Source organism: Pseudomonas resinovorans NBRC 106553, from assembly GCF_000412695.1.
Lineage (GTDB): Bacteria > Pseudomonadota > Gammaproteobacteria > Pseudomonadales > Pseudomonadaceae > Metapseudomonas > Metapseudomonas resinovorans_A.
Window position 1 is genome coordinate 2657818 of sequence record NC_021499.1, and the last position, 26166, is coordinate 2683983.

A 26166-nucleotide genomic window follows, 5' to 3' on the forward strand; every position below is an offset into this window, starting at 1 on the left:
CGGCGGCCAGGGTCAGGCGTCGCGCAGGAGGTCGTGGGCGTCCAGCAGCCGATAGGCGATTTCCGGGTGCAGCTCCAGGCCCCGGCGAATGGCGGCTGGAATCGACTGGCGGGTCTTGCGGCAGAGGCCGGGCAACTCGTCGATGCGGATCTCGATGCCGCGCATGGTGCGCACTTCGTTGAACCCCGGGGCGATGTGCAGGCGCAGGCCGAGTTGCTCGAACAGGCGCCGCTGCATGTGCTCCAGGTCGGCGAGGCTCTGGATGTTCTCCAGCCGCTCCAGCAGGCGCTGCTCCTCCTGGCGGGTGAGCAGCAGTATGCGGCAGTCCGCGAGAGGGGCTTCCTGCAGCGCGTCGCGCCCGCAATTGCAGGCGCCAGGGGGGCAGGGTTGGCGGGTGGGAAGGGTGGGCGTCATGGCTTGCGAGCATAGCCAGCCGGGGTCCGTGGCGCCAACCCCGGGCCGCCGCGCGGTCGATGGGCCTGGCAGGCAGGGCCAAGCCCCTTTGCAGGGAGGGACAAGCCAGCGGGATTGCCGTTGTGGCCTAGTGGCGCCGACACCGACAACCAGGAAAGACGTCATGCCCAGCTTCAAAACCCTTGCCTGTCTGTCCCTGGGGCTGCTGGCACTCACCTGTGGTCCGGCGGCCCGGGCCGCCTCCAGCGATCCCGCCCGGCCCAACATCCTGCTCATAGTCGCGGATGACCTGGGCTTTGCCGACCTCGGCAGCTTCGGCAGCGAGATCGCCACGCCGAACCTGGATTCCCTGGCCGCCGCCGGCATCCGCCTGACCAACTTCCAGGCCATGCCCGCCTGTTCGCCCACCCGCGCGGCGTTGCTCACCGGCGTCGACCCGCACCTGGCCGGGCTGGGCAACATGGCGGAGGAACTGGCGCCCAACCAGGTGGGCAAACCGGGCTACGAAGGGCACCTCAACGAGCGCGTGGTCACCGTGGCGTCGCTGCTGCGGGATGCTGGCTACCACACCTACCTGAGCGGCAAGTGGCACTTGGGCAACACCGACAGCACCGGCCCGGACGACCGTGGCTTCGAGCGCTCCTTCAGTCTGTTGAGCGGCGGCGCCAGCCATTTCGCCGACATGAAACCCGCCTATGCGCCGACGCCGGACGCCAAGGCGCCCTACGCCCGGGACGGGCGGCCGCTTGCGCGCCTGCCGGAGAACTTCCACTACTCGTCGCAGTTCTACGCCGACCAGGTGATCGACTACCTGAAGGCCGATCAGAACGATGGCCGGCCGTTCTTCGCCATGCTCGCGTTCACCGCGCCGCACTGGCCGTTGCAGGCGCCGGACGCCGCCCTGGCCAAATACCGGGGCCGCTACCAGGCCGGCTTTGATGCGTTGTTCCAGCAGCGCCTGGACAAGCAGAAGGCCCTCGGCCTGATCCCTGCCGACGCCGAGGGCGCCGAACGCGCGCCCAGGGGCCGGCCCTGGAGCAGCCTGTCGCCCCGGGAGCGCGAACGGGAAGCGCGGGCCATGGAGACCTACGCCGCCATGGTGGACGAGCTGGACTTCAACACCGGCCGGGTCCTCGACTACCTGAAGGCGCAGGGCGTGTACGACAACACGGTGGTGCTGTTCATTTCCGACAACGGCGCGGAAGGGCACGACCTGGACGAAACCTGGCCGGCGGCGCTGTTCCCGGAGATCCGCAAGGTGGTCGACGAGACCCATGATTTCAGCTTCGAGCAGATGGGCCGGCCGGGTTCCTATACCTTCCTCGGCCCGGACTGGGCGCGGGCGTCGGCACCGGCCTTCAAGCTGCACAAGGGGTTCGCCAGCGAGGGCGGCACCCGTACGGTTGGCATCCTGCGGATTCCCTCGATGCATGGCGAAGGCGGGTTGCTGCATGAGCTGGTCAGCGTCAAGGACTTCGCCCCGACGCTGTTGGAGCTGGCGGGTGTCGCGCCCCCCGGCCGGCGCTACCAGGGCAGGGTGGTGGAGCCCATGTCGGGCCTGTCGATCCTGCCGCTGCTTCAGGGCGCAACGAACCCGGAACGAAGCCTGGGCGGCGAGCTGTTCGGCAAGTACTTCATCCGCCAGGGCGACTGGAAGCTGGTGCATATGCCCAGGCCCTGGGGGAACGACGACTGGCAGTTGTACAACCTGGCCACGGACCTGGCCGAGCGCCACGACCTGAGCCGGTCGGAACCGGACAAACGCGCCGAGCTGCAGGAGCTGTGGCGACGCTACGCCGCCGACAACGGGGTGATCCTGCCGGACCAGGTCAGCGGCTATTGAGCCTCGCCGCCGGCACCTTAGGGTCAGCCGAGGAACCCGGTCACCGCTTCGAGTACCGCATCCTGCTGCTCGCGATGGGGCACGTGGCCGCAGCCTTGCAGCAGCAGTACCCGGGCCGGGCCGTCGGTTAGCGCGGCGATCCGCTGGGGGTGCAGGGCGGAGCCGAACTCGTCCGTCTCGCCATGGATGGCCAGTACCGGGCAGTCCAGGCGCTCCACTTCGGCCTCCAGGTGCCAGTCGGCGAAATCCGCCGACAGCCAGGTCTCGGTCCAGGCGTCCAGCACCCAGCGCGCCTTGTCGCCGTGGTACTTGGCCAACCGCTCCAGCTGGCCGTCCTGGCCAAAGCCCGCCTTGGCTTCGCGGATGCCGTCCAGGGTGCGGTCTTCGACGAAGGCCTGGGCCGATTCGCTGATCAGCGCCAGGCAGTGCTCGCGGTGGCGCGACGCGCAGTGGGTGGCCATGCCGCCGCCGACGCTGTGGCCGAAGGCGATGAACTCGCGGATGCCCAGGGCGTCCTTCACCAGGGTGAAGCCCTGCTCGGCCTCGTCGCCGACGAAGCCCCGGACGAGCCGGCCCGGATGCGCGTCGGAGCGGCCGAAGCCCAGGCGGTCGTAAGCCACCACCACCTTGCCGGTGGCGGCCGCGAGGTGGCTGGGGAAGTCGCGCCAGAGCTGCACGCAACCCAGGGAGTCATGGAACAGCACGATGGGCGCCTGCTCGAAGCAGGGGCTCTGCTGGTCGGGGCTCCAGATACGCACGAAGAGTCTGCCGTGCAGGCTGTCGACCCAGAGGTCTTGCGTGTGGTGGCTGGGGTTCGGCACGGGGAGGCTCCAGGCGGGGAAGGCGCATAGGCTGCCAGAAAAGAACCTGGGTGGCAGCATAGGGATACCTGTAGGTTGGGCCAAGCGTGGCGCGGCCCAACGAGGGCTGGAGGGGGACGTTGGGCTTCGCTTCGCTCAGCCACAACCTACGGTCCGAAATGCGGCTCTGGCGTGGAGACTCGCGCCGGCATAAGCTCGCGGGCTTTCCTTGCCGGAGGCCTGTCCATGAACACTGCACTGCTCATCATCGATGTCCAGCATGCCATCAGCGTCGGCCGCTACGCCGCCTTCGAGATCGACCGGGTGCTGTCCGCCATCAACGGCCTGAGCGCCAGGGCGCGGGCCGCCGGCATCCCGGTGGTGCTGATCCAGCATGAGGAACCCAGCGGCGACTTCCAGGTCGGCAGCGAGGGCTGGAAGCTGGCCGAGGGGCTGCTGGTGGCGGACGACGACATCCGCATCGGCAAGACCACCTGCGACTCCTTCAACAACACCGAGCTGCAGCAATGCCTGCAGCAGCGCGGCATCCAGCGCCTGATCATCTGCGGCCTGCAGACCGACTACTGCGTCGACACCACGGTGCGTCGCGCCCTGGCGCTGGGCTACCAGGTGGTGCTGCCGGAGGATGGCCATTCCACCCAGGACAACGCCGCCATCAGCGCGCCGCAGATCATCGCCCACCACAACGCGGTGCTCGGCAGCATGTCCAGCTTCGGCGTGCGCGCTCAGGTGGTGCCGGCCGCGGCGGTGTCCATCGAAGGCTGAGCCGGCTCAGATTTCGACCTGGGTACCCAGTTCGATCACCCGGTTAACCGGTAGCTGGAAGTAGCGCAGGCTGCTGTTGGCGTTCTTGTGCAGGAAGGCGAACAGCCTCTCGCGCCAGAGCGCCATGCCCAGGTGCCGGGTGGGGATCACCGTTTCCCGGCTGAGGAAGTAGGTGGTGCCCATGGGGGTGAAGTTCAGGCCCTCGATGCGGCAGGCCTGCAGGGCCTGGGGTACGTCGGGCTCTTCCATGAAACCGAAGTGCAGCAGTACCCGGTAGAAGCCGGACTCGTAGCGCGTCACCTCGAAGCGCTGGTCCTCATCGATGCGCGGCGTGTCGCGGGTCACCACGGTCAGCAGCACCACCTGCTGGTGCAGCACCTGGTTGTGCAGCAGGTTGTGCAGCAGCGCGTGGGGCACCGCATCCGGACTGGCGCTGAGGAACACGGCGGTGCCCTGGACGCGGTGCGGCGGCTGGATGCCGATGCTGTCGACGAAGCCGCGCAGGGGCAGGGCGGTTTCGTCGAGGCGCTGGATGAGGATGTTCTTGCCGCGCTTCCAGGTGGTCATCAGGACGAACAGGATCACCCCGGCGACCACCGGGAAGGCGCCGCCCTGGAGGATCTTCGGCACGTTGGCGCTGAAGAACAGCCCGTCCACCAGCAGGAAGCCCAGCAGCAGCGGCACCGCCAGCCAGCGCGGCACGCGCCAGAGCAGCAGCATCACCGCCGACACCAGCAGGGTGTCGATCAGCATGGTGGTGGTCACGGCCACGCCATAGGCCGCCGCCAGCGCCCCGGAAGAACCGAAGCCGATCACCAGCAGGACCACGCAGGTCATCAGCGCCCAGTTTACCAGGCCGATGTAGATCTGCCCCTGGGCGGCGCTGGAGGTGTGCTGCACCTGCATGCGCGGGATGTAGCCCAGCTGGATGGCTTGCTGGCTCAGGGAGAAGGCACCGGAGATCACCGCCTGGGAAGCAATGATGGTGGCCAGGGTGGCCAGGCCGATCATCGGCAGCAGCGCCCAATCCGGGGCCAGCAGGTAGAAGGGGTTGCGCGCCGCCTCGGGGTTCTCGAGCAGCAGCGCGCCCTGGCCGAAGTAGTTCAGCATCAGGCCCGGCAGGACCAGGCTGAACCAGGCGCGGGCGATGGGCTTGCGGCCGAAGTGGCCCATGTCGGCGTAGAGGGCCTCGGCGCCGGTCAGGGCCAGGACCACCGCGCCGAGGATGGTGACGCCGATGCCGGGGTGGGCGAGGAAGAAGTTGAAGCCCCACCAGGGGTTCACCGCCTGCAGCACTTCGGGGCGCTGGACGATGCCATGGATGCCGAGCACCCCCAGCACCACGAACCAGATCACCATCACCGGGCCGAACAGGATGCCGATGCGCGCGGTGCCGTGCTTCTGGATCAGGAACAGGCCGATCAGCAGCACCACGGTCACCGGCACCACCCAGTGGCCGAGGCCGGGCAGGGCGACGTCCAGGCCTTCCACCGCCGAGAGCACGGATATCGCCGGAGTGATCATGCTGTCGCCGTAGAACAGCGCGGTGCCGAACAGGCCCAGCAGCACCAGCAGCCCACTCAGCCGGGGGTAGCCCGCCGTGGCGCGGCGCGCCAGCGCGGTCAGGGCCATCACGCCGCCTTCGCCGCCGTTGTCGGCGCGCAGCATGAACAGCACGTACTTCAGCGATACCACCCAGAGCAGGGACCAGAGCACCAGGGAGAGGATGCCGAGCACGCCCTCGCTGTTGACCTGCACGCCGTAGTGGCCGGCGAACACTTCCTTGAGGGTGTACAGCGGGCTGGTGCCGATATCGCCGTAGACCACGCCGACCGCACCTACCAGCAGGCCGAACGAGGATGGATGGGCGCGGGAATGGGCCTGGGGCTCCAGGGCGCTGGAACTCATCGATTCACTCCTGGGTGGGGCTGTGGCGCGGAGAGCGGCGGGGCACGGGAGGGTGGGTGCGGGAGCGGCCCACAAAGGGGCGCCAAGTATCCATGCGTGCCCGCGCCGACGCCGTAAAGATTGCGTAAAAAATGCCGGCGCCGACCGGCTGGCACCCTGGCCCGTCGGCCGTTCAGGCGGGCGCTAAGCTGATAGCAGTCGTGATTGGAGAGACGAGGAGGCGAGCCATGGACATCAATGCGCTGGGCCTGGTCGCGATTGGCTGCGTGTTCTTCTGCGGTATCGGCATGGTGCTGTGGAACAACCGCCCGCTGGTGCGGGACTGGTTCGAGCATCACCACTGGCACTGGCCGAGGTTCCACTGAACCCGGGGCTCGTGCCTTGCGGGGGCTTTGCGATCGGGGGGTAAAAGGGTCGTCACGGCGCCATGGCGCAACCCGGCACTACATTCCGTGACGACCAAACCCGAGAATGATCCGCGTTTCTAACATGCATGATTCCGCGGGCGGCCAGTGCGCCGTTGGGGCGCAGGATCCGACCATCCGGACGAGGCGGCCAAGGGGGCGCATGGGGCGCCCCGGACGCGGCTCAGAAGTCCAGGGTGGCCGAGAGCTTGAAGGTGCGCGGAGCACCCTGGGTGAGGTAGCCGCCGTTGGTGGATTCCCAGTAGCCCTCGTCGGCGACGTTCTCCAGGTTGGCTCGCAGGGTCAGGTCGCGCTGCTCCAGCTTGAAGGCGTAGCGCGCACCCAGGTCGACGCGGGTCCAGGCGGGAATGCTCAGCTCGTTGGCCGAGTCGTAGAACTGGCCGCCGGTGCGCATCAGCAAGCCGTTGACCGCCAATCCCGGTACGCCGGGCACGTCCCAGTCCAGGCCCAGGTTGTACTGGAACTCCGGTACGCCCACGGCGCGGTTGCCGTCGTTGCTGCCATTGGCGGTGCCGCGCAGCTCGGTGTCCATTAGGGTGCCGCCGGCCAGCAGGCGCAGACCCGGCTGCAGCTCGCCGAACAGGCTGAGTTCGACGCCGCGGTTGCGCTGCTCGGCATCCACGCCGAACACACCGTTGTTGGTGACGCCCTGGGGCTGCTCGATGCGGTACACGCCCAAGGAGCCGCCGAAGGTGCCCCAGTCCAGCTTCACGCCGGCCTCGATCTGCTTGGAACGGAAGGGCGCGAACATCTCGCCGCTGTTGCTCGCGGTGCTGGGGGCGGTGGGGCCGGGGGCCAGGCCTTCGATGCGGTTGGCGTAGAAGGACAGGTAGTCGGTGGCCTTGATCACCAGGCCGTAGACCGGGGTGGTGATGCTGTCGTCGTACTGGGTGGTGCGCAGCCCGGTGGCGGCGCTCCAGCCATCGGTGGCGATGGATTGGCGGCGAACGCCGAGGGTCAGCAGGGCGCGCTCGTCGAAGAAACCCAGGGTGTCCGAGACCGCCACGCTGCGGGCTTCGGTGGTGCCGGTCTTGCGTGGGTGGTGGATATCGCCGGCGACCGTGGCGCGGGGAATCGGCGAGGGGAAGGGGTTGTAGAGATTGCCCGGCAGGCGATTGGCGGCCGAGGTGGATTCGTTGGCGCTGCGGAATTCGCGCCAGTTGCCGCTGAGGCCGAGGTTCAGCTGATGGCTCACCGGCCCGGTGGCGAAGTTGCCGCGCAGGCCGGCCGTGGCGCTTTCGCTTTCTTCATCGCGCGGGGCGTAGAGACGGCCGACGCTGGCGGTGCCGTCCAGGGCGCTGACATAGAGCGAGGAGTACACGCCGTTCTCGCGGGTGTAGCGGCCGCCCACGGCCAGGTAGGCGGTCCATTGCTGGTTCACGTCGTACTCGCCGCTGAGCATGCCGTAGCTGTCTTCCAGCTGCGACCAGGCCCAGGGCTGGGCGTAGTTGTCATTGGCGTCCGGCACCTTGGGCACCTTCTTCAGCCCGCTCAGGTAGACCACCGAGCGCCCCTCGTTGACGCGCTGCTTCTGGTAGCCGAAGTCGGCCGCCAGGCGCAGGCGGTCACCCCGGTAGTCGAGGCCGAAGGCCGCCAGGCTGAAGCGGTTGTGCTCGTCCTCCACGGCGGTTTCGCCTTCGCGCTGGGCCAGGTTCATGCGCGCGCCGAAGCGGTTGTCCTCGCCAAAGCGCTGGCCCAGGTCCAGGTGCGTGCCCACGCGGCTGTCGCTGGCGTAGTCGAGGCTGATGCTGCGGGTCGGGTCGTTTTCGGCGCGCTTGGACACCAGGTTGATGCCGCCGCCAATGCCGCTGCCGCTGGGGGACACGCCATTGAGAAAGGCGCTGGAACCTTTGAACACCTCGACCCGCTCCACCGCTTCGGTGGCGATGATCTGGCGCGGTAGCACGCCGAACAGGCCGTTGAAGGCGATGTCGTCGCTGACCAGGGGGAAGCCGCGGATCACGAAGACCTGGGAGAAGTTGCCGAAGCCGTAGGACTGGCGCACCGCCGGGTCGCTGCGCAGCACCTCGCCCAGGGTCTGGGCCTGGCGGTTGCGGATCAGGCCGCTGGTGTAGCTGGCGATGCTGAACGGCGTGTCCTGCATGTCCTGGTTGCCCAGCAGGCCGATGCGCCCGCCACGGGCCACCTGGCCGCCGGCGAATTCGCTGGGCAGGTCCGGGCGGCCGGCGAGCTGGCCGTTGACCAGGGTGCTGTCCAGTTCCATTGCTCCCTGTTCCACGGGCCGGGGCAGCAGGCTGACGGTGCCGTCGGCATCGATGCGGTAGGTCAACCCGCTGCCCTGCAGCAGGCGCTCCAGGCCCTCGGCCACCGAATAATCGCCCTTGAGTGCCGGCGCCGCCTTGCTCCCACGGGTGAGCGAGGCATCGAATAGCAGCCGCACATTGGCCTGCTCGGCGAAATCGGTGAGCGCGGCGTCCAGGCTCTGGGCCGGGACGTCGAGCTCGAGGCCATGGGCGCTCGCCACGCCGAGGGCCAGGGGGAGGGCGGCGAATGCCGGTAGGAGGGAGAAGGTCGACCGCATGCTGAATTCCTGTTCTCGGCTAACTGTTCATGCGAAGTAGTCGCATTTGCAGATACGGAAGACGAAAGCGCTGCGGGAATCTGAACCGCGAATGGAAAATTTTTTTGTGGGGGCTTCGAGTGGGGTAATGCATTGGTTAATACGGGATGGGCAAATTCGTGTGATTGCCCTGCCTGGCTCCCAACCGGCGGATGCTTCCCTCTCCCCCGCCCCTCTCCCGGAGGGCGAGGGGTGACTCGCGCCGGCTAGGCACAAGAATCCCGATGCCCACTCATGGCCTGCAACCTTGCTGAAGAAGTGAGGCAGGGACTCCGCCCCTTCAGGAGGCCGAGTGGAATCCTTGCGCAGGGGGACGAGCGGCATGGATGCCGCGAGAGCCGCGCAGGGCCATGGATGGCCCTTCGCGGCGGGCCCCCGGAGCAAGGATGGAGCAAGGGGAGTTTGGCGAAGCCAAACCCGGATGTCGGGGCAAGCCTTTTGCTTCCTTTGGGGCGACTGCCAAAGGAAGTCGCCCGGGTGGGCGAAACAAAAAACCGCAGCCTGCTCGGCAATGAACTGGGCAACCGAACCGCACACCAGCTTCGTCGCTCAGATGAAATCCGGAAATTGTCGGCACCCATCAAGGCGCGCGGGAGGCCACCAGGATCAATCCGGGCAGGCGCACCAGGCGCACCGGCAGGTGGCCTTCGATGGCGCGCAGCACGGCTTGCGGGTCGTCGAGGGCGAACACGCCGGTCACCTGCAATTGCCGTACGGCGTCGTCGAGGAAGACCACGCGGGCACCCTGGCTGCGCTGCAGGTCGGCGAAGACGTCGGCCAGGGGACGGTCGCGGAACACCAGTTTGCCCCGTTGCCAGGCCAGGCGTTGCTGGGCGTCCAGCGGCTCCACGGCCTGCAGGCGGCCGTCCTGCCAGCTCACCTGCTGGCCGGCCTTCACCGCCACGGGCGCACCGCTGTCGGCCGCCTGGACATGGCCCTGGGTCACTGACAAGTCGACCCGCTCGCCGCTGCGGTTGACGTCGAAGCGGGTGCCGGTCACGCGGATGCGCGCCGGGCCTGCGGTGATCAGGAAGGGGTGGTTGGCGTCCGGGAACACCTGGAAGTCCGCTTCGCCACGGTACAGGCGCACCTCGCGGCGGCCGTCGACGAAGTTCCAGTCCAGCGCGGTATCGCCGTTCAAGGTCAGGACCGAGCCATCTTCCAGGCGCAGTTCGCGGACTTCCCCGGGTGCGGTGTGGGCGTCGGCGTAGAGCCCGAGCCAGACGCCCTGGGGCAGCCAGACCGCGAGGAGCAACGCGGCAGCGCTGGCGAGGGGTACGGCCCAGCGCACCACCTTGCGGCGCCGGGCCAGGGGCACCACGGTGGCCGACTCCCGTGGGAGCTGCACCTGGCCGAGCAGCGCCCAGAGTTTTTCCACCTCGCCCATGGCCTGCTCGTGCTCGGGCGCGGCCTGGCGCCAGGCGGCCAGGGCCTCGCGGTCGGCGGCGGTGGCGCGGCCGGAGTGCAGCAGCACTTGCCATTCCCTGGCGCGGGCGAGGTGGGGGGATTGTGTCACGGCGAGACGTCCATAAGCTGCTGGCAGCGTTCGAGGGCCTTGAGGATATAGCGTCCGGCCATGCTTTCCGAGACACCCAGGCGTTCGCCGATTTCCCGTTGGGTCAGGCCTTCCAGGCGGTTCCACAAGAGTGCCTGGCGCAGGTGCGGTGGCAGCTCCTGGAGGATGTCCTGCAACTGCTCCAGGCGCTGGGCGTCGCTGGCGACCCGCTCGGGGCCGGGCTGCTCGCTGGGCAGCTCGACGGAGATTTCTTCCTGGGCCGGGCGGGCGTCCTGCTGCCGGCGGTGATCGATGATCAGGTTGCGGGCGATGCGGTAGAGGAAGGCCCGCAGGTTGCCGATTTCCTCGCCGGGTTCGCGGCGGCGCAAGCGCAGCCAGGTTTCCTGGCGCAGGTCGGCCGCCAGTTCCGCGCACTTGACCTGCCGCGTGAGGAAGCGCAGCAGCTCACCGGAGTGGCGCTGGAACTGACCGTCGGCGGACTGGGGATCGGATGGCGTGGTCACGGCGGCGTGGCAAGGCTGGGAAGGGTCGCGAAAATATATCAAGTGATAATTGTTTGCAATTGCGACTTTCGCGGTCCCAGCGCCACACCGGTCGAAGGTCAGGAACCTTCGACCGGTTCCACCTGCGCCGTGATGCTCCCGGTGGATGCCCAGGTGGCGGATTCCAGGCGGTTGCGACCCTGCTGCTTGGCCTGGTAGAGCAGGCGGTCGACAGCCTGGATGAAGGGCAGGGCGGCGTCGCCGTGGCCCGGCGCGATGGTGCCTACCCCCAGGCTTATGGTGAGCAGGGAAGCGATGGCGGATCTTTCGTGGGGGATGCACTGTTCGCGGATCAGCTTGCGGCAGCGCTCGGCCACCTGGCGGGCGGCCGGTTCGTCGGTGGCGGGCAGGATCAGTACGAATTCCTCGCCGCCGAAGCGGGCGACGAAATCACGGGGACGGATGGCCGCGTTCATCAGCGCCTGGCCCACGCTTTTGAGGCAGTCGTCGCCCTGGATATGGCCGTAGTGGTCGTTGTACTGCTTGAAGTAGTCGATATCCAGGAGGATCAGCGACAGCGACTCGCCGGTGCGCTGGGCGTTGGCCCATTCCACGTCCAGCATGGAGTCGAACATGCGGCGGTTGGCGACGCCGGTCAGGCCGTCCTTGTAGGAATACTCTTCCAGCTGCTTCTGCAGGTCGATCAGTTGCTGTTCGGCCTGCTTGCGCTCGCTGATGTCGAACATGAAGCCGATCAGGGCCTCCACCTCGCCCTCGGGGTTGCGCATGACGTGCACCACGTCGCGGATCCACACGTAGTCGCCGTTGGCGGTCAGGGCGCGGTAGTCCGCCTCGTGGTCGGTGCCGGACTGGGACTGGGAGACGCAGAAGGCGACCACGGCGTCGCGGTCGTCCGGGTGCATGCGCTCGGCCCAGTCATTGACCGATATCCAGCTGGACTGGCTCCAGCCCAGCAGCGCCTCGATCTGCGGGCCGATGTAGGCGAAGGTCATGGTCTTCCAGTCGATCTTCCAGGGAATCGCCTGGGTGGACTCCAGCAAGGCCTTGTAGACCTCCTGGGTGGTATCGGCTTTGTCGCTCATGGCTGCCCCCGTGCTGCCCGGTTCGGTTGGCGCGTTCTCGTGCGCGAAGCCCTCTTATACCTAATCCGGTGAGGTTTCAGGCAGTGGCTTCGAAGGCCAAGTGGTAGCTCACCTCGCCCTGAGGCCAATCGCCGCTGAAGGACAGGGCCTGGAAATACTCCGGCGGCACGCCGGGCAGCACCAGGCCGGGCTGCGGGGCGAAGCCGAAGCGCGCGTACCAAGCCGGGTCGCCCAGCAGCACGCAGCCCTGCGCACCCAGCTCGCGCAGCCCGGTCAGGGCTGCCTCCATCAGCCGCGCGCCAATGCCCTGGCCCTGGCGTGCCGGTGCCACCGAGATGGGCCCCAGGCCGTACCAGCCGCTGGCGCCGGAGGATATCCGCACCGGCGACAGGGCCACATGGCCGACGATGGCGCCGTCGTCCTCGGCTACCAGGGAGATCGACAGCTGCCCGGCGCGACGCAGGGCGTTGACGATGTACTGTTCGGTGCCGCTGCTGTGGGGCGCCGTGGCGAAGGCGGCGGCGGTGAGGGCTTCGATGGCGGCAATGTCGCCGGCGCGCTCGGCACGGATGACGAGGCTCACGTGCGTTTTTCCTGGGCCGGCGCCGGGGCCGTGTTGGGCAGGGGCACGCCCTTGGGCCAGAGCAGCCAGATCTGTCCCTGCTGCTTCATGTTGCCCGCCAGCTCGCCGGCCTCCATGCCGGTACCCCAGAAAAGGTCGGCGCGGACTTCGCCGGCGATGGCGCCGCCGGTGTCCTGGGCCGCCACGGGGCGGATCACCGGGTTGCCGTCCGGGGTGCTGGTGGAGAGCCAGAGCAGGCTGCCCAGCGGGATCACCTTGCGGTCGATGGCCACGCTGTAGCCGGCGGTCAGCGGCACGTTGAGGGAGCCGCGCGGGCCTTCGTTGCTGTCCGGGTTGAGGCCGAAGAACACGAAGCTGGGGTTGCTCGCCAGCAGCTCCGGCACCCGTTGCGGGTTGGCCCGGGCCCAGTCGCGGATGCTGCCCATGCTCACCTGCTCCTGCTTCAACTGGCCCTGTTCCACCAACCAGCGCCCCACGGGGCGGTAGGGGTGGCCGTTCTGGTCGGCGTAGCCGATGCGCAGCTGGCGGCCGCTTTCCAGCTGGATACGGCCGGAACCCTGGATCTGCAGGAACTGCAGGTCCATGGGGTCGGTCAGCCAGGCCAGCACCGGCGCGTTGACGCCGTTGCTACGGATGGCGGCGGCATCGTCGTAGGGCTTGAGCACACGGCCTTCCAGGCGGCCGCGCAGGCGCTTGCCCTTGAGTTCGGGATAGAGACTGTCGAGGGACACCACTATGAGGTCCTCGGGGATGCCGTAGACCGGCACCGGGGTCTGCTCGCTCTGTTCCAGGCTGCCGGCGTACACCGGTTCGTAGTAGCCGGTGATCAAGCCCTGGGGGCTGTTGCGGGCATTGCGCAGGCTGAAGACCTCCAGTTGCGCCTTGAGGAAGGCGCGGATCGCCGCCGGGTCTTCCGGCACCTGGACGGCGCTGGCGCAGGTGGGAGCCCAGACCGGGTCCTTGGCCAGGCGCGCGCAGGCCGAGCGCCAGGCGTTGAAACCGGCGAGCAGGTCGGCGTCGCTGGTGACGGGGAGTTCGTCCCAGCTGGCGCGGGTGTAGGTGTCGACCTTGGGCGGCTCGGGCTTGGCGGGTTCCTTGTCGCAACCGGCGACCAGGGTGAGCAGGGCGGCGACGCACAGCGCCAGTCGGCCCCGGCGGAAGAGGGGGGCAATCACGTCTTGATGTCCTGGTGGGGGATCAGAAGCCGGTTAGCTTGGTGAATGGCCGCTGCATCGTCAAATCGGATGCACCGATCCATTGATCCAAGCCACTGAAACGAAAAGGAAATATTCATCTAATAGGGTGCTCGCAGTTTTCTAGAGACCTCTGTCGTGACCCGTACGGTAAGAAATTTTCGCAAGACCCTGGATGCGGTAGCGACCAACAACGAGGCCGCGGCCATCGCGGTGATGCGCGCGGCGGACCGTATCGGCGACCAGGCCCTGAAGGAGCAACTGTTCAATGTGATCCAGCGGATGAACCAGGATGCGGCCGAGTTGCGGGTGGTGCGCGATCACGTCTGAGGGATGAATTCCGTTGGTCTGTATGAAATTGTTGCTTGACCTGAAGGAGTGCGTCCCTCTAGATTGCCCGCCATGACTAAATCCCCTTGGTTGTCCGGCCCCGCGATTATTACCGCCATTCCAGCAGTGGCGGGTTAGCCGACGACCAAACAGAAACCCGCCCTCGAGGCGGGTTTTTTCCTTCTGTCTCCTGGGCGCCGAAATCGAAACCAGGAGCCCAGCATGACCACCTTCACTACCCGACCCGGCGACGGACTCAGCGAGCAACCTCTGAATGAACGCGAGGGGCTGCTCAAGCACTACGTGCGCAAGATCCTCGCCGCACCGGTGTACGACGTCGCCATCGAGACCCCGTTGCAGCCGGCGCGGCAGCTGTCCGAGCGACTGGGCAACCAGGTGTTGCTCAAGCGCGAGGACCTGCAGCCGGTCTATTCCTTCAAGATCCGCGGCGCCTACAACCGCGTGGTGCAGCTGAGCGCCGAGGAGCGCGCGCGCGGGGTGATCGCCGCGTCGGCGGGCAACCATGCCCAGGGCCTGGCCCTGGCCGCCCGCGAACTGGGCGTGCAGGCGACCATCGTGATGCCGTGCACCACCCCCGAGCTTAAGGTCCAGGGTGTGCGCTCCCGTGGCGGCAAGGTGGTGCTGCACGGCGACGCCTTCCCCGATGCCCTGGCCCACGCGCTGCACCTGGCCGAGGAGAAGGGCCTGACCTTCGTGCCGCCCTACGACGACCCGGACGTGATCGCCGGGCAGGGCACCGTGGCCATGGAAATCCTCCGCCAGCACGGCGGCCCGCTGCACGCCATCTTCGTGCCGGTGGGGGGCGGCAGCCTGATTGCCGGCATCGCCGCCTACGTGAAGTACCTGCGCCCGGAGGTGAAGGTGATCGGCGTCGAGCCGGAGGACTCCAACTGCCTGCAGGCCGCCCTGGCCGCCGGCGAGCGGGTGGTGCTGAGCCAGGTGGGGCTGTTCGCCGATGGCGTGGCGGTGGCACAGATCGGCGCGCACAACTTCGAGGTCTGCCGGCATTTCGTCGATGAGGTGCTGACGGTGAGCACCGACGAGATCTGCGCGGCGATCAAGGACATCTACGACGACACCCGCTCCATCACCGAACCCGCCGGCGCCCTGGCCGTGGCCGGGATCAAGCGCTACGTGGAGCGCGAAGGCCTGAGCGGGGAGCATCTGGTGGCCATCGACTCGGGGGCCAACATCAACTTCGACCGCCTGCGTCATGTGGCCGAGCGCGCCGAACTGGGCGAGCAGCGCGAGGCGATCATCGCCGTGACCCTGCCAGAGCGCCCCGGCGCCTTCCGCGCCTTCTGCCAGGCGCTGGGCCGGCGGCAGATCACCGAGTTCAACTACCGCTACAACTCAGGCTCAGAGGCGCACATCTTCGTCGGCGTGCAGACCCATCCGCAGAACGACCCGCGCGCCGCCCTGGTGGAGGGCCTGCAGGTTCAGGGTTTCCCGGTGCTGGACCTGACCGACAACGAACTGGCCAAGCTGCACGTGCGGCACATGGTGGGCGGCCGCGCGCCGCAGACCGGCGACGAGATGCTGCTGCGCTTCGAATTCCCCGAGCGGCCGGGGGCCTTGTTCAACTTCCTCGACAAGCTGGGCGGGCGCTGGAACATCACCCTGTTCCACTACCGCAACCACGGCGCCGCCGATGGCCGCGTGCTGGCGGGCCTGGCGGTACCGGTGGAAGAGCGCGGGGCGGTGCGCGAGGCCCTGGACGCCATCGGCTACCCCTACTGGGACGAGAGCGACAACCCGGCCTGCAAGCTGTTCCTGGGCTAGGCCGCCACGGCTTGTTGTAGGGGCGAATTCATTCGCCGAGGGCGGCCTAGCCGCCCCGACATGCGTCGGGCGGACCCGCGGTCCGCTTGGCGATTGAAATCGCCCCTACAGGCTTCGTCCCGTGCTCAAACGGATTCCGACAAAAGCGATGTTAACGCTAACAATCTGGTGTTAGAGTGCGCCCATTCGTTGACCGATCCCTTGGAGGACTGCCCATGTTGACCTGCGGAGAACTGCTGGTTGAGCTGCTGGAAGGATTTGGCGTGGATACCGTGTTCGGTATCCCTGGCGTACACACGGTGGAGCTGTATCGCGGCCTGCCCAATACCCGTATCCGTCATGTGACGCCGCGCCACGAGCAGGGCGCCGGCTTCATGGCCGACGGCTACGCCCGCGTTTCCGGCAAGCCAGGCGTGTGCTTCATCATCACCGGCCCGGGCATGACCAACATCACCACCGCCATGGGCCAGGCCTATGCAGACTCCATCCCGATGCTGGTGATTTCCGCCGTCAACAACACCGAGCAACTGGGCATGGGCGGCGGCCGCCTGCACGAGCTGCCGTCCCAAAGCAACCTGGTGTCCGGTGTCGCCGCCTTCAGCCACACCCTGATGCGTCCGGACGAGCTGCCGGAGGTGCTGACCCGCGCATTCGCCGTGTTCAACGGCGCCCGTCCGCGCCCGGTGCACATCGAGATCCCGATCGACGTGATCACGGCGCCGGCCGACCACGTACGCCGCAAGCTGGGCGCGCTGCCGAGCCGTCCCGGCCCTTGCCCGGACGCCATCCAGCGCGCCGCGCAGCTGCTCAAGGCGGCCAAGCGTCCGCTGGTGCTGCTGGGTGGCGGCTGCGCCGACGCCGATGGCGAGGCCCAGCGCCTGGTCGAGGCCCTGGATGCGCCCACCGCCTACACCATCAATGCCAAGGGCGTGCTGCCCAAGGGCCACCCGCTGGCGCTGGGCTGCAACCAGGCCTGGGTGCCGGTGCGCCAGATGGTGCTGGAGTCGGACCTGATCCTGGCCATCGGCACCGAGCTGGGCGAGACCGACTACGACGTGGTGTTCGACGGCAACTTCCGTATCGAGAGCAAGCTGATTCGCGTTGACATCGACGCCGAGCAGCTCAATCGCAACTACCCCGCCGACGTGGCCATCCTCAGCGACTCGTGCCTGGCGATGAAGGCGCTGCTGGCCGCACTCGACCCGGCGCCGGCCTTCAGCGCCGACAGCGTCGGCTGCCAGCGCGCCGCCAAGGTGCGCGACGAGCTGGAGGCCCAGTGGCCGCAAACCTGGAACGGCCAGCGCAAGGTGCTGGATACCCTCCAGCGCACCCTGCCGGACCTGATCGTGGCGGGTGACTCCACCCAGCCGGTGTATTCGGGCAACCACCTGTTCGAAGCCACTCGCACCCGCAGCTGGTTCAACTCCGCCACCGGCTACGGCACCCTCGGCTACGGCCTGCCGGCCGCCATCGGCGCCAAGCTGGCGGCACCGGAGCGCCCGGTGATCGCGCTGATCGGCGACGGCGGCATCCAGTTCACCCTGCCGGAACTGGCCTCGGCGGTGGAAGCCGGCGCGCCGATCATCGTGCTGCTGTGGAACAACAGCGGCTACGGCGAGATCAAGCGCTACATGCAGAACCGCGACATCCCCACCATCGGCGTCGACATCTACACCCCGGACTTCCAGGGCCTGGCCCGTGCCTTCGGCTGCAACGCCGAAACGGCCACCAGCCTGGAGCACCTGGAAGAGCTGCTGAAGAGCGCCGCCAAGGCCGACCGCCCAACCTTGATCGAGGTATGGGAGCACGCCGAGTTCCTGGCCTGATACCGGGGCGCTGATCGGGCCTGTAGGGGCGAATTCATTCGCCAGGGGCGGCGCAGCCGCCCTGTGGGGCCGCGGGGCGAACCTGCGGTCCGCTTGGCGATTGAAATCGCCCCTACGGGGATTTGCCCCACGCCCAAGGCAGTTCAGGGATAATGCGCCCCCTCGATTTGGCGCCAGAGGCCAGGATGTCCACCAAGAGCAAACCCGCCACCCTGCAGGACGTCGCCCTGTTGGCCGGTGTTTCCGGCATGACGGTGTCGCGGGCGCTGTCCAAGCCGGACATGGTTTCCCAGCGCACTCGCGAGAAGGTCGAGCAGGCGGTGCGCGAGCTGGGCTACGTGCCCAACCTGGCCGCCAGCCAGTTGGTGACCGGCCGCAGCGGCATCATCGGCGCGCTGATCACCACCATCACCAACCCCATCCTCGCCACCACCATCGAAGTGCTCCAGCAGGGCCTGGCCCGGGCCGGCTTCCACCTGCTGATCGGCGAGACCCGCTTCTCCCAGGAAGAGGAGGGCAAGCTGTTGCGGGCCTTCCTCGGCCGCCAGCTGGACGGCCTGATCCTCGCCTATGGCTACCACGCGCCGGAAACCCTGGAACTGCTCCAGGCCACCGATATCCCCCTGATCGAACTCTGGGACCTGCCCGAGGGCGAAGTGCCCCGCCAGCCGGTAGGGCAGGTGGTGGGCTTCTCCAACTGGGCGGCCGGCGCCGCGGCCGGGCGTCATCTGGTGGAGTGCGGCTATCGCAGGCCGGCGTTCTTCGGTTTCGACGACGAGCGCGAGAACCTGCGCTTCGAAGGCTTCCGCCAGGCGGTGCAAGAGGGGCTGGGTATCGAGCCATTGCGCCTGAACACCTCGCCCGTGCCGCATATCGACGACGGCGTGGAGGTGATCCAGCGTTTCGCCCGTGGCGAGATCGACTGCGACGGGGCCTTCTTCACCAACGACATGCCGGCCATTGGCGCGCTTTTCACCTGCCAGCGCCTGGGGATCAGGGTGCCGGACCAGCTCGGCATCTGCGGCTTCGGCGACCTGCCCATCGCCCGCGTCGCCACGCCGTCCCTGACCAGCGTGCGGATTCCCGCCGAACGGGTGGCCAACGCCACGGTGGATCTGCTCTGCCAGCGCATTCGCGGCGACCAGCAGTGGGACGCCCTGGTGGATGTGGGCAGCGAGCTGGTGGCGCGGGAGTCGACGGCGCTGCGGCGCTGAATCCTCAGTTCCGGTCTTCCACCAGCAGCACGTGAACGGCACGCGGCCCATGCGCGCCATAGAGCAGGTGGCCGCCGATGTCGGCGGTGCTGGAAGGGCCGCCTACCAGGTGCACGGCCTCGCCCGGTTGCCCATCCAGTAGCGGCCACAGCTGTTCCAGGCGGCCCAGCAGGCGTCGCTTGGACAGCACCACCAGATGATGCTCCGGCAGGAAGCCCGAGCGCGGCGGATGATCTGGCCCGGCCAGAAACACCAGGCTGCCGCTGGCCGCCACGGCGGCGAAGGCGCGCGTCACTGCTACCTGGTGATGGGGCAGGGCGCCGCCCACGTCCACGGCCAGCCCCTGCCATCTCTCGTTCGCCAACCCGGGCGCCAGGGCCACCGCGTTGTTGAGGCCATGGCGCGCCAGGTAGGCCGTCACGGCGCCGGCGAGTTCGTCCAGGCTGGCCAGGGTCTGCAGGCTCACGCCGGTGAGCGTCAAGCGCTCAGCTAGGCGTTGTGCCAGGTCGGCGCCATCGCCCGTGGCGATTGCGGCGGGCAGCGGTGGCGGCGGGACCGGGTCGCCCTGGTTGCGGCCGAGCGCCTGGCGCACCTTGCCGAGAATGGCTGCACGTGACGACGTCATTGGTGCTTTTCCTTCTGCTGTCGTTGCCAGAGTTGCTGGAAAGTGGCGCCCTGGGGCGCGGGCATGTCGCGCTCGGCGGTCCAGGCGCCGGCCAGTGGCAGGCGGCGTAGCCGGCCCCGGCTGCCCGCAATCAGTTTCAGGCCGCGGGCGAGCAGGGCGGTGACCCGGTGGTACAGCGCCGGCCGCCGCGCCAGCGCCGCCCACAGGCGCAGGCCCAGACGATTGCCGGTGGGCGTCAGCTGCCGCCGCCATTGCTGGTCGCGCAGTTCGCGGAGCATGTCGGGGAGGGGAATCTGCATGGGACAGACTTCCTTGCAGCGGCCGTTCAGGGTGCAGGCGTTGGGCAGGTCGCGGGTCTCTTCCAGGCCGACCAGGTTCGGTGTCCAGACCGAGCCCATGGGGCCGGGGTAGATCCAGCCGTAGGCATGGCCGCCGACCCAGTTGTACACGGGGCAGTTGTCCATGCAGGCGGCGCAGCGGATGCAGCGCAGCATGGGGCGGAAGGCGCCGGCGAGCATCTCGCTGCGGCCGTTGTCCAGCAGCACCACGTGGCATTGCGCGGGGCCGTCGGGATCGGCGCCGCCGTACACCGAGGTGTAGCTGGTCAGCGGCTGGCCGGTGGCGCTCAGGGCCAGCAGCTGCAGGTGGGTGCCGGCATCGTCCAGGGTCGGCAGCACCTTCTCGATGCTGGCCAGGACGATACGGACCGGCGGCAGCAGGCTGGTAAGGTCGCCGTTGCCTTCGTTGGTCACCAGCACATGGGTGCCGTCCTCGGCGATGAGGAAGTTGGCCCCGGTGATGCCCACGTCGGCCGCCAGGAAGTGCCCGCGCAGCAGGCGCCTGGCCTCGGCCAGGAGCTCCGCCGGGTCCTCCAGGTAGTGCTCGCGGCCTAGCTCCTGGTGATGCTGGTGGAAGAGTTCCTGCACCTGGCGCAGGGTTTTGTGGATCGCCGGGCCGTTGATATGGCTTGGCGGCTCGTCGGCCAATTGCAGGATGTACTCGCCGAGATCGGTCTCGAAGCGCTGGATGCCGGCACGGGCGAGCGCCGCGTTGATGCCCATCTCCTCGCCGATCATGGTCTTGCCCTTGATCACCCTGCGCGCACCGGCCTGGCGGCAGATGGCGAGCACCTGCTGCTGGGCTTCTTCCGGGGTGGCGGCCCAGTGCACCTGGATGCCCCGCGCTTGTGCGCTCGCTTCATAGCGTTCCAGGTAGTGGTCGAGGTGGGCCAGGGTGTGGTCCTTGATGGCCTTGGCGCGTTCACGCAGGGCCTGGAAGTTGCCGCTGGCAGCTACCTGTTCACGCACGTGGGCGGCGAAGCGGCGGTTGTCGGCCATGGCCTCCTGCAGGTCCGGATCGAACAGGGCTGCGCGGGCATTGGGCTGGAAATGGGCGGAGCGCAGTTCCATCAGGGCCTCCCGCCTTCGCCGATGGCCGGGGCGTCGGTCATGTCGGCCAGCACCTCGGCGGTATGGAATACCCGCACCGGATGGCCCTGGCGGGTCAGCCGGCCACTGATGTTGAGGAGGCAGCCGAGGTCGCCGCCGAGCAGGGTGTCGGCGCCGCTGGCGTGGAGGTTGGCGACCTTCTGGCTGGCCATGCGTGCGGAAATGTCCGGATACTTGATGCAGAAGGTGCCGCCAAAGCCGCAGCAGGTCTCCGCTTCCGGCATCTCCACGAGTTCCAGCCCCGCCACGCCGGCCAGCAATCGCCGTGGCTGTTGCTTGATGCCCAGCTCGCGCAGGCCGGAGCAGCTGTCGTGATAGGCGACACTGCCGGGGTAAGCGCTGTCGGGGCACCAGTCCATCACCTCGTCGAGGAAGCTCAGCAGCTCATGGCTGCGCTCGGCCAGGGCCTGGGCGCGGGAATGCCAAGCGGGGTCGTCCTGCAGCAGTGCGGGGTAGTGCCGCTTGATCATGCCGAGGCAGGAGCCCGAAGGGGCCACCAGGTAGTCGAAGGCCTCGAAGGCCTCGATCAGCCGTTTCGCGAGCGCGCGGACCAGGTCGCCAGCGCCGCTGTTGTAGGCCGGCTGGCCGCAGCAGGTCTGGGTTTCCGGCACCTCGACCCGGCAACCCGCCTGTTCCAGAAGGCGCACGGCGGCGAAGCCGACGCTGGGGCGGTGCAGGTCCACCAGGCAGGTAACGAACAGCCCCACACGGGGTTTTCTCTGGCTGATGGACATGGGACGTCTCCAAAGGAAAGGGGCGAATAATCTATGTTAGCGATAACATTTTCGTCAAATACGAATCCCGAGAGTTGGCCCGCAGCCTGGGCTGTCGGACAATGGGCGCCTTTGAGCGCCACGAGACGAGTTGCCCTTGACCGCCCAAGCCTTCGACCTGGCCCGCTGGCTGAGCCAGGAAGCCCCGCTGATCGAGGCCATCGGCCGCGCCGATTTCCCCGCGCGGCTGCTGGCATCGCTGTTTGCGGCGGTGCCCATCGACACCGCCTTCATCGTCGCCCATGTGCCCGGACGGCCGCCGGCGATGCTAGAGGCGGGCCGGGTGCTGCCCGAACGGCGGGAGGAGATCCAGCGCTACCTGGTGGGGCCCTACCTGCTGGACCCGGTGCGCCAGGCCTGCATCGAAGGCCGCAGGGGCCTGCTGCGGCTGGCGGACATCGCTCCGGACCGCTTCCAGGAATCTGAGTACTACCGCAGCTTCTACGTGTCCCACGGGCTGGCGGATGAAGTGGACATCCTCATCGACCTGGCCGGTACCGGCGGTCTGGCCCTGTCCATGGGGCGCCTCGCCGCCCATGGCGCCTTCGACGAGGTCGAGCTGGCGACCCTGCGCGCGATCGAACCCCTCGTCGGGGCGGCCGCCCGCCGGCACTGGGGCACCAGCCCGGTGGACGGGGAGGGCACGGGGCAGGCCCTGCACCGGCAGCTGGAACGCGCCTTCGAGCGTTTCGGTGATGGATGCCTGACCGAGCGGGAGGCGGAGGTGGCGCGCTTGATCCTGCGTGGGCACTCCTCCAAGTCGGTGGCCCACGAGCTGGCCATCTCGACCGATACGGTGGGCGTCCACCGCAAGAACATCCATGCCAAGCTCGGCATCAGCTCCCAGGGCGAGCTGTTCTCCCTGTTCCTTGCCAGCGCCACCGCTTCCGGCGCGGCCTGAACCGGGCCTTACCCTGATCCGGGTATGGTTGGGTTGGCCCGCCGACTCTAGGCTGCCTCTCGAATCCACCGCCGGCCCCATGCCGGTGGTCAGTCGGGAGAGCGCCCAATGGCCAATACCAACATCCAATCACTTCGCATCGACGGCGAGCGACTCTGGGCTCGCCTCATGGAGATGGCGCGCATCGGCGCCACCGCCCAGGGCGGCTGCAACCGCCAGGCCCTGACCGACCTCGACAGGGCCGGTCGCGACCTCTTCGTCGGTTGGTGCCGTGAAGCCCGCTGCACGGTGAGCGTCGACCGCATGGGCAATATCTTCGCCCGCCGCGCCGGGCTCGACGACAGCCTGCCGCCGGTACTCACCGGTTCCCATCTGGACACCCAGCCCACCGGCGGACGCTTCGATGGCGTCTATGGCGTGCTGGCCGGCCTGGAGGTGATCCAGACGCTGAACGACGCCGGCCTGCGCACCCGCGCTCCGCTGGAGGTGGCGGTGTGGACCAACGAGGAGGGCGCGCGCTTCTCGCCAGCGATGATCGGCTCCGGCGTCTGGGCCGGCGCCTTCGACCTCGCCTATGGCCATGGCCGCACCGACCGCCAGGGGCTGAGCATCGGCAATGAGCTTGAACGCATCGGCTACCTCGGCGACCAACCGGCCAGCGTGCGCCCTCTGGCCGCCGCCTTCGAAGTCCATATCGAGCAAGGCCCCATCCTGGAAGCAGAGGGCCTGACCGTGGGCGTGGTGACCGGGGTGCAGGGTATCCGCTGGTACGACCTGACCCTCACCGGCCAACCGGTGCATGCCGGACCGACGCCGATGACCGTGCGCCGCGATCCCTTCATGGGCCTGGCCGGCATTCTCCCGCGTCTGTACCGCCTGGCCGAGGAACACGGGCCCTGGGCCAGGGTGACCTTCGGTGACATTCGCGCCGAACCCGGCTCACGCAACACGGTGCCGGAGCGCCTGGTGCTGGCGGTGGACCTGCGCCACCCCGAACAGGCGGTGCTGGACCGGCTGGACGCGGCCTTCCGCGCCATTGTCGCCGAGGAAGCCGAGCGCTTGCGCCTTGCGGCCGATATCCGAGAGGAGTGGCATTCGCCGGCGGTGGCCTTCGATGCCGACTGCGTGGCCGCGGTGCAGGGCGCCGTGGAGCAGCTGGGCTACTCGCACATGCCCATGTGCAGTGGCGCCGGCCACGATTCGGTGTACCTGTCGCGGGTCGCCCCCACCAGCATGATCTTCGTCCCCTGCAAGGGGGGCATCAGCCACAACGAGGCGGAAGACGCCGCCCCCGCCGACCTCGAGGCCGGCGCCAACGTATTGCTGCACGCCATGTTGCGCATGGCCCATTCCTGACCTGGAGAACACCATGAGTGCATTCACCCTCAAGCACCGCCGTGACGGCGGCGACACCCCGCGCCTGGAAAGCTGGGGCGCGAACTCCGAATACGGCACCCTGCGTGACGTGCTGCTGGGCCCGGTGGACCATTACCACTGGCTTGAAACCAGCTCCATCTCGAAGAAGAGCCTGCGCCTGGGCTACCGCTTCGACGCCGCCGTGGCCCGCACCCAGCACGCCGAGATGGTCGACGCCTACCGCGAGGCGGGGGTGAAGGTGCACATGCTGCCCACCGACCCGAACCTCAAGTACCAGGTGTTCGCCCGTGACTCGAGCGTCATGACGCCCTTCGGCCCGATCGTCACCCAGATGGCCCAGTGGTGGCGCCGTGGCGAGTACGCCCCGGTGATCCAGTTCTACAAGGACAAGGACATCCCGATCTACGACATGATCAGCGCCGGCTCCTTCGAGGGCGGCGACTTCATGATGCTGCAGCCGGGGGTGATCCTCTGCGGCTATACCGGCGAGCGCTCCCAGGAGCCGGCGGTGCAGCAGATGAAGGGCTGGCTGGAAGCCGAGGGTTGGGAAGTGAAGCTCTATGGCATGGACCCTTTCTTCGTGCACATGGACGCGCTCTGCGTGATGCTCGCCGAGCGCCTGGCGGCGGTCTGCGTCGATGCGGTGGAGCCCGAGCTGGTGGACTGGCTGAAGGCCAAGGGCATCGAGATCGTCGACATCCCTTTCAAGGACGCCATGGAGCTGGGTTGCAACGTGGTGGCCCTGGGCGAGGGCAGGGTGCTGCTGCCGTCCACCAGCCTGACTCTGAAGGAGAAATGCCTGGCCTTGGGGCTGAAGGTCTATGACCCGGACATCAGCATGATCGCCAAGGGCGGTGGTGGCGTGCACTGCATGTGCCAGCCGCTGCGTCGGGATCTGGTGTAGTCGCATACACACTCAGGTTTTCAGCAACCTGGAATGGGTCGAGCTTGCGATATCCCTCAGATGGGTATCGCTTCGCTCGACCCATCCTTGTATCTCTCCAGGGCAATGAGGTTAGCTACCTTGATGCCCAAGGCCGGGAAAGCCGTTCCCATCCTGAGAGCCTGACTCTGTTTCGTAGATTGTGCTCCCGGCCCACTTCTCCAACTCCTGAATGGTATCCAAGCCCCTCCAGCGGAGTGAGGCTGTATGAACAAGGCAAGGATCGAGAGATGGCGGTTATTGGAATCGATGTCAGCAAGCAAAAGCTCGACTGTCTGTGGCTACGCGACCCGGAAAGTCTGAAGGTCAAAACCAAGGTATTTACCAATCAAGTGGACGACTTCGCCGCGTTGGTTGATTGGTGTTGCACGCACACCGGAGCCACAGCCGGGGAACTGAAGGTGTTCCTTGAGGCCACCGGGGTCTATCACGAATCCTTGGCGTATTACCTGCACGAGCGCGGCGTTCAAGTCTTTGTCCTGAACCCGGCGCAGGTCCGCGACTATGCGCGCAGCCAGGGCATTCGTGGTAAGACGGACAAACAAGACAGCCTGGTGCTCGCCCGTTTTGGCGCAACCCAGAAGGCCCGGCGCTGGTTGCCGGAAGCGCGGGAAATCCGCGAGCTGAAAGCGATGATCGTGCGCTATGAGGCGCTGCAAGAGGACCTTCAGCGCGAACTGAACCGGCGGGAAAAGGCCGAGGTCAGTCAGGCCAGCCTCAGCGTAATGGCCTCCATCGATACGATGCTCAGTGCGTTGCGCCAGGAAGCCGAGCGCCTGAAACAAGAGATCGACGATCACATCGACCGGCACGACCAGCTCAAACGCAACCGACAGCTGCTGCAGAGCATCCAGGGCATCGGGGATGTCCTCTCCCGTCATCTGCTGGCGTTTCTGCACAGCCGCGACTTTGGCACTGCCCGACAATGCGCGGCTTTTGCGGGCCTGGTGCCACGACCTTGGGACTCCGGCTCATCGGTGAAGGGCAAACCTCGTTTGACCAAGGCGGGGCAGCCTCGACTGCGGGCCAAGCTCTACATGGCCGCGATTGTCGCCAAGCAGTACAACCCCACGGTTAGAGCGCTTTACCAACGTCTACTGGCGCGGGGAAAAGCCAAGATGAGCGCCCTGGGTGCCGCCATGCGCAAGCTGTTGCAGATTGCCTATGGCGTGCTCAAGACGCAGACACCCTATCAGCCGCAACCGACCTGATAGGGTCGGTTGCATCTGATCGGAGAGATGGTATCTACGAACCGAACGGGCGCTTTGCGCGGCGTCATCCTCTCTGCTTCG

The 26166-nt window shown here is 67.7% G+C and carries 23 protein-coding genes; 11 read left to right on the top strand and 12 right to left on the bottom strand.

Annotated features, from left to right (window positions below; translation table 11 throughout):
- Window positions 1–12: 12 nt before the first annotated feature.
- Window positions 13–414, bottom strand: a complete 402-nt coding sequence (locus PCA10_RS11965; RefSeq protein WP_016492345.1) for a hypothetical protein — start codon at window positions 412–414, stop codon at window positions 13–15.
- 163 nt (window positions 415–577) lie between these two features.
- On the opposite strand from PCA10_RS11965, the gene PCA10_RS11970 reads away from it, so the two are divergent.
- Window positions 578–2257: an arylsulfatase gene (locus PCA10_RS11970; RefSeq protein WP_016492346.1), complete on the top strand. Its 1680-nt coding sequence runs from the start codon at window positions 578–580 to the stop codon at window positions 2255–2257.
- A 23-nt stretch (window positions 2258–2280) separates the two neighbouring features.
- On the opposite strand, the gene PCA10_RS11975 is transcribed toward PCA10_RS11970, so the two are convergent.
- The gene (locus PCA10_RS11975; RefSeq protein WP_016492347.1) at window positions 2281–3078 is read right to left on the bottom strand and encodes an alpha/beta fold hydrolase; all 798 of its coding nucleotides are present in this window, start codon (window positions 3076–3078) and stop codon (window positions 2281–2283) included.
- Window positions 3079–3303: 225 nt separating this feature from the next.
- Between PCA10_RS11975 and PCA10_RS11980 the strand changes: the two genes are divergently transcribed.
- Entirely contained in the window at window positions 3304–3843 is a 540-nt protein-coding gene (locus PCA10_RS11980; protein WP_016492348.1) for a cysteine hydrolase family protein, read from the top strand.
- A gap of 6 nt (window positions 3844–3849) precedes the next feature.
- Here the strand turns inward: PCA10_RS11980 and PCA10_RS11985 are convergent, their stop codons facing one another.
- Window positions 3850–5751, bottom strand: coding sequence for a potassium transporter Kup (locus PCA10_RS11985; RefSeq protein ID WP_016492349.1), 1902 nt, complete (start codon window positions 5749–5751; stop codon window positions 3850–3852).
- 227 nt (window positions 5752–5978) lie between these two features.
- Here PCA10_RS11985 and PCA10_RS30620 point away from each other — a divergent pair, with 227 nt between their 5' ends.
- Complete coding sequence (locus PCA10_RS30620; RefSeq protein WP_016492350.1) at window positions 5979–6116, top strand: hypothetical protein; 138 nt, start codon at window positions 5979–5981, stop codon at window positions 6114–6116.
- A gap of 223 nt (window positions 6117–6339) precedes the next feature.
- Here the strand turns inward: PCA10_RS30620 and PCA10_RS11990 are convergent, their stop codons facing one another.
- The 6 genes from PCA10_RS11990 to mltA form a co-directional block, all read right to left on the bottom strand.
- Window positions 6340–8718, bottom strand: coding sequence for a TonB-dependent receptor (locus PCA10_RS11990; protein WP_016492351.1), 2379 nt, complete (start codon window positions 8716–8718; stop codon window positions 6340–6342).
- Between the two features lie 619 nt (window positions 8719–9337).
- Window positions 9338–10273: a FecR family protein gene (locus PCA10_RS11995; protein WP_016492352.1), complete on the bottom strand. Its 936-nt coding sequence runs from the start codon at window positions 10271–10273 to the stop codon at window positions 9338–9340.
- Window positions 10270–10776 carry an RNA polymerase sigma factor gene (locus tag PCA10_RS12000; protein WP_016492353.1) on the bottom strand — a complete coding sequence of 169 codons (507 nt, stop codon included), beginning with the start codon at window positions 10774–10776 and terminating at the stop codon, window positions 10270–10272. The genes PCA10_RS11995 and PCA10_RS12000 overlap by 4 nt, the downstream gene beginning before the upstream one ends.
- A gap of 98 nt (window positions 10777–10874) precedes the next feature.
- Entirely contained in the window at window positions 10875–11858 is a 984-nt protein-coding gene (locus PCA10_RS12005) for a sensor domain-containing diguanylate cyclase (protein ID WP_016492354.1), read from the bottom strand.
- Between the two features lie 76 nt (window positions 11859–11934).
- Window positions 11935–12441 carry a GNAT family N-acetyltransferase gene (locus PCA10_RS12010; protein WP_016492355.1) on the bottom strand — a complete coding sequence of 169 codons (507 nt, stop codon included), beginning with the start codon at window positions 12439–12441 and terminating at the stop codon, window positions 11935–11937.
- Window positions 12438–13616 carry a murein transglycosylase A gene (mltA, locus tag PCA10_RS12015; protein ID WP_016492356.1) on the bottom strand — a complete coding sequence of 393 codons (1179 nt, stop codon included), beginning with the start codon at window positions 13614–13616 and terminating at the stop codon, window positions 12438–12440. The genes PCA10_RS12010 and mltA overlap by 4 nt, the downstream gene beginning before the upstream one ends.
- Before the next feature lie 156 nt (window positions 13617–13772).
- Between mltA and PCA10_RS12020 the strand changes: the two genes are divergently transcribed.
- The 4 genes from PCA10_RS12020 (at window position 13773) to PCA10_RS12035 (ending at window position 18807) form a co-directional block, all read left to right on the top strand.
- Window positions 13773–13964, top strand: a complete 192-nt coding sequence (locus PCA10_RS12020) for a hypothetical protein (protein ID WP_016492357.1) — start codon at window positions 13773–13775, stop codon at window positions 13962–13964.
- 222 nt (window positions 13965–14186) lie between these two features.
- Window positions 14187–15767 carry a threonine ammonia-lyase, biosynthetic gene (gene ilvA, locus PCA10_RS12025; protein ID WP_016492358.1) on the top strand — a complete coding sequence of 527 codons (1581 nt, stop codon included), beginning with the start codon at window positions 14187–14189 and terminating at the stop codon, window positions 15765–15767.
- 215 nt (window positions 15768–15982) lie between these two features.
- Entirely contained in the window at window positions 15983–17593 is a 1611-nt protein-coding gene (locus PCA10_RS12030; RefSeq protein ID WP_016492359.1) for a 5-guanidino-2-oxopentanoate decarboxylase, read from the top strand.
- A 185-nt stretch (window positions 17594–17778) separates the two neighbouring features.
- The gene (locus PCA10_RS12035; protein ID WP_016492360.1) at window positions 17779–18807 is read left to right on the top strand and encodes a LacI family DNA-binding transcriptional regulator; all 1029 of its coding nucleotides are present in this window, start codon (window positions 17779–17781) and stop codon (window positions 18805–18807) included.
- A 4-nt stretch (window positions 18808–18811) separates the two neighbouring features.
- Here the strand turns inward: PCA10_RS12035 and PCA10_RS12040 are convergent, their stop codons facing one another.
- Genes PCA10_RS12040 through PCA10_RS12050 form a run of 3 tightly spaced genes read right to left on the bottom strand, consistent with a single transcriptional unit; the run spans window position 18812 to window position 21614 of the window.
- Window positions 18812–19432: a LutC/YkgG family protein gene (locus PCA10_RS12040; RefSeq protein WP_016492361.1), complete on the bottom strand. Its 621-nt coding sequence runs from the start codon at window positions 19430–19432 to the stop codon at window positions 18812–18814.
- Window positions 19429–20841: a lactate utilization protein B gene (locus tag PCA10_RS12045; RefSeq protein WP_016492362.1), complete on the bottom strand. Its 1413-nt coding sequence runs from the start codon at window positions 20839–20841 to the stop codon at window positions 19429–19431. The genes PCA10_RS12040 and PCA10_RS12045 overlap by 4 nt, the downstream gene beginning before the upstream one ends.
- The gene (locus PCA10_RS12050; protein WP_016492363.1) at window positions 20841–21614 is read right to left on the bottom strand and encodes a (Fe-S)-binding protein; all 774 of its coding nucleotides are present in this window, start codon (window positions 21612–21614) and stop codon (window positions 20841–20843) included. The genes PCA10_RS12045 and PCA10_RS12050 overlap by 1 nt, the downstream gene beginning before the upstream one ends.
- 136 nt (window positions 21615–21750) lie before the next feature.
- Here PCA10_RS12050 and PCA10_RS12055 point away from each other — a divergent pair, with 136 nt between their 5' ends.
- The 4 genes from PCA10_RS12055 (at window position 21751) to PCA10_RS12070 (ending at window position 26085) form a co-directional block, all read left to right on the top strand.
- Complete coding sequence (locus PCA10_RS12055; protein WP_144276968.1) at window positions 21751–22554, top strand: helix-turn-helix transcriptional regulator; 804 nt, start codon at window positions 21751–21753, stop codon at window positions 22552–22554.
- Window positions 22555–22662: 108 nt separating this feature from the next.
- Complete coding sequence (locus PCA10_RS12060; protein ID WP_016492365.1) at window positions 22663–23910, top strand: Zn-dependent hydrolase; 1248 nt, start codon at window positions 22663–22665, stop codon at window positions 23908–23910.
- 13 nt (window positions 23911–23923) lie between these two features.
- The gene (locus PCA10_RS12065) at window positions 23924–24835 is read left to right on the top strand and encodes a dimethylarginine dimethylaminohydrolase family protein (RefSeq protein ID WP_016492366.1); all 912 of its coding nucleotides are present in this window, start codon (window positions 23924–23926) and stop codon (window positions 24833–24835) included.
- 269 nt (window positions 24836–25104) lie between these two features.
- Complete coding sequence (locus PCA10_RS12070; RefSeq protein ID WP_016492035.1) at window positions 25105–26085, top strand: IS110 family RNA-guided transposase; 981 nt, start codon at window positions 25105–25107, stop codon at window positions 26083–26085.
- The last annotated feature ends 81 nt before the right edge of the window (window positions 26086–26166 follow it).

Bases quoted from the DNA above. Each gene is read 5' to 3' on its own strand.
- PCA10_RS11965 (WP_016492345.1), bottom strand. From the start codon at position 414: ATGACGCCCACCCTTCCCACCCGCCAACCCTGCCCCCCTGGCGCCTGC.
- PCA10_RS11970 (WP_016492346.1), top strand. From the start codon at position 578: ATGCCCAGCTTCAAAACCCTTGCCTGTCTGTCCCTGGGGCTGCTGGCA.
- PCA10_RS11980 (WP_016492348.1), top strand. From the start codon at position 3,304: ATGAACACTGCACTGCTCATCATCGATGTCCAGCATGCCATCAGCGTC.
- PCA10_RS11985 (WP_016492349.1), bottom strand. From the start codon at position 5,751: ATGAGTTCCAGCGCCCTGGAGCCCCAGGCCCATTCCCGCGCCCATCCA.
- PCA10_RS30620 (WP_016492350.1), top strand. From the start codon at position 5,979: ATGGACATCAATGCGCTGGGCCTGGTCGCGATTGGCTGCGTGTTCTTC.
- PCA10_RS11990 (WP_016492351.1), bottom strand. From the start codon at position 8,718: ATGCGGTCGACCTTCTCCCTCCTACCGGCATTCGCCGCCCTCCCCCTG.
- PCA10_RS12005 (WP_016492354.1), bottom strand. From the start codon at position 11,858: ATGAGCGACAAAGCCGATACCACCCAGGAGGTCTACAAGGCCTTGCTG.
- ilvA (WP_016492358.1), top strand. From the start codon at position 14,187: ATGACCACCTTCACTACCCGACCCGGCGACGGACTCAGCGAGCAACCT.
- PCA10_RS12030 (WP_016492359.1), top strand. From the start codon at position 15,983: ATGTTGACCTGCGGAGAACTGCTGGTTGAGCTGCTGGAAGGATTTGGC.
- PCA10_RS12035 (WP_016492360.1), top strand. From the start codon at position 17,779: ATGTCCACCAAGAGCAAACCCGCCACCCTGCAGGACGTCGCCCTGTTG.
- PCA10_RS12040 (WP_016492361.1), bottom strand. From the start codon at position 19,432: ATGACGTCGTCACGTGCAGCCATTCTCGGCAAGGTGCGCCAGGCGCTC.
- PCA10_RS12045 (WP_016492362.1), bottom strand. From the start codon at position 20,841: ATGGAACTGCGCTCCGCCCATTTCCAGCCCAATGCCCGCGCAGCCCTG.
- PCA10_RS12050 (WP_016492363.1), bottom strand. From the start codon at position 21,614: ATGTCCATCAGCCAGAGAAAACCCCGTGTGGGGCTGTTCGTTACCTGC.
- PCA10_RS12060 (WP_016492365.1), top strand. From the start codon at position 22,663: ATGGCCAATACCAACATCCAATCACTTCGCATCGACGGCGAGCGACTC.
- PCA10_RS12065 (WP_016492366.1), top strand. From the start codon at position 23,924: ATGAGTGCATTCACCCTCAAGCACCGCCGTGACGGCGGCGACACCCCG.
- PCA10_RS12070 (WP_016492035.1), top strand. From the start codon at position 25,105: ATGGCGGTTATTGGAATCGATGTCAGCAAGCAAAAGCTCGACTGTCTG.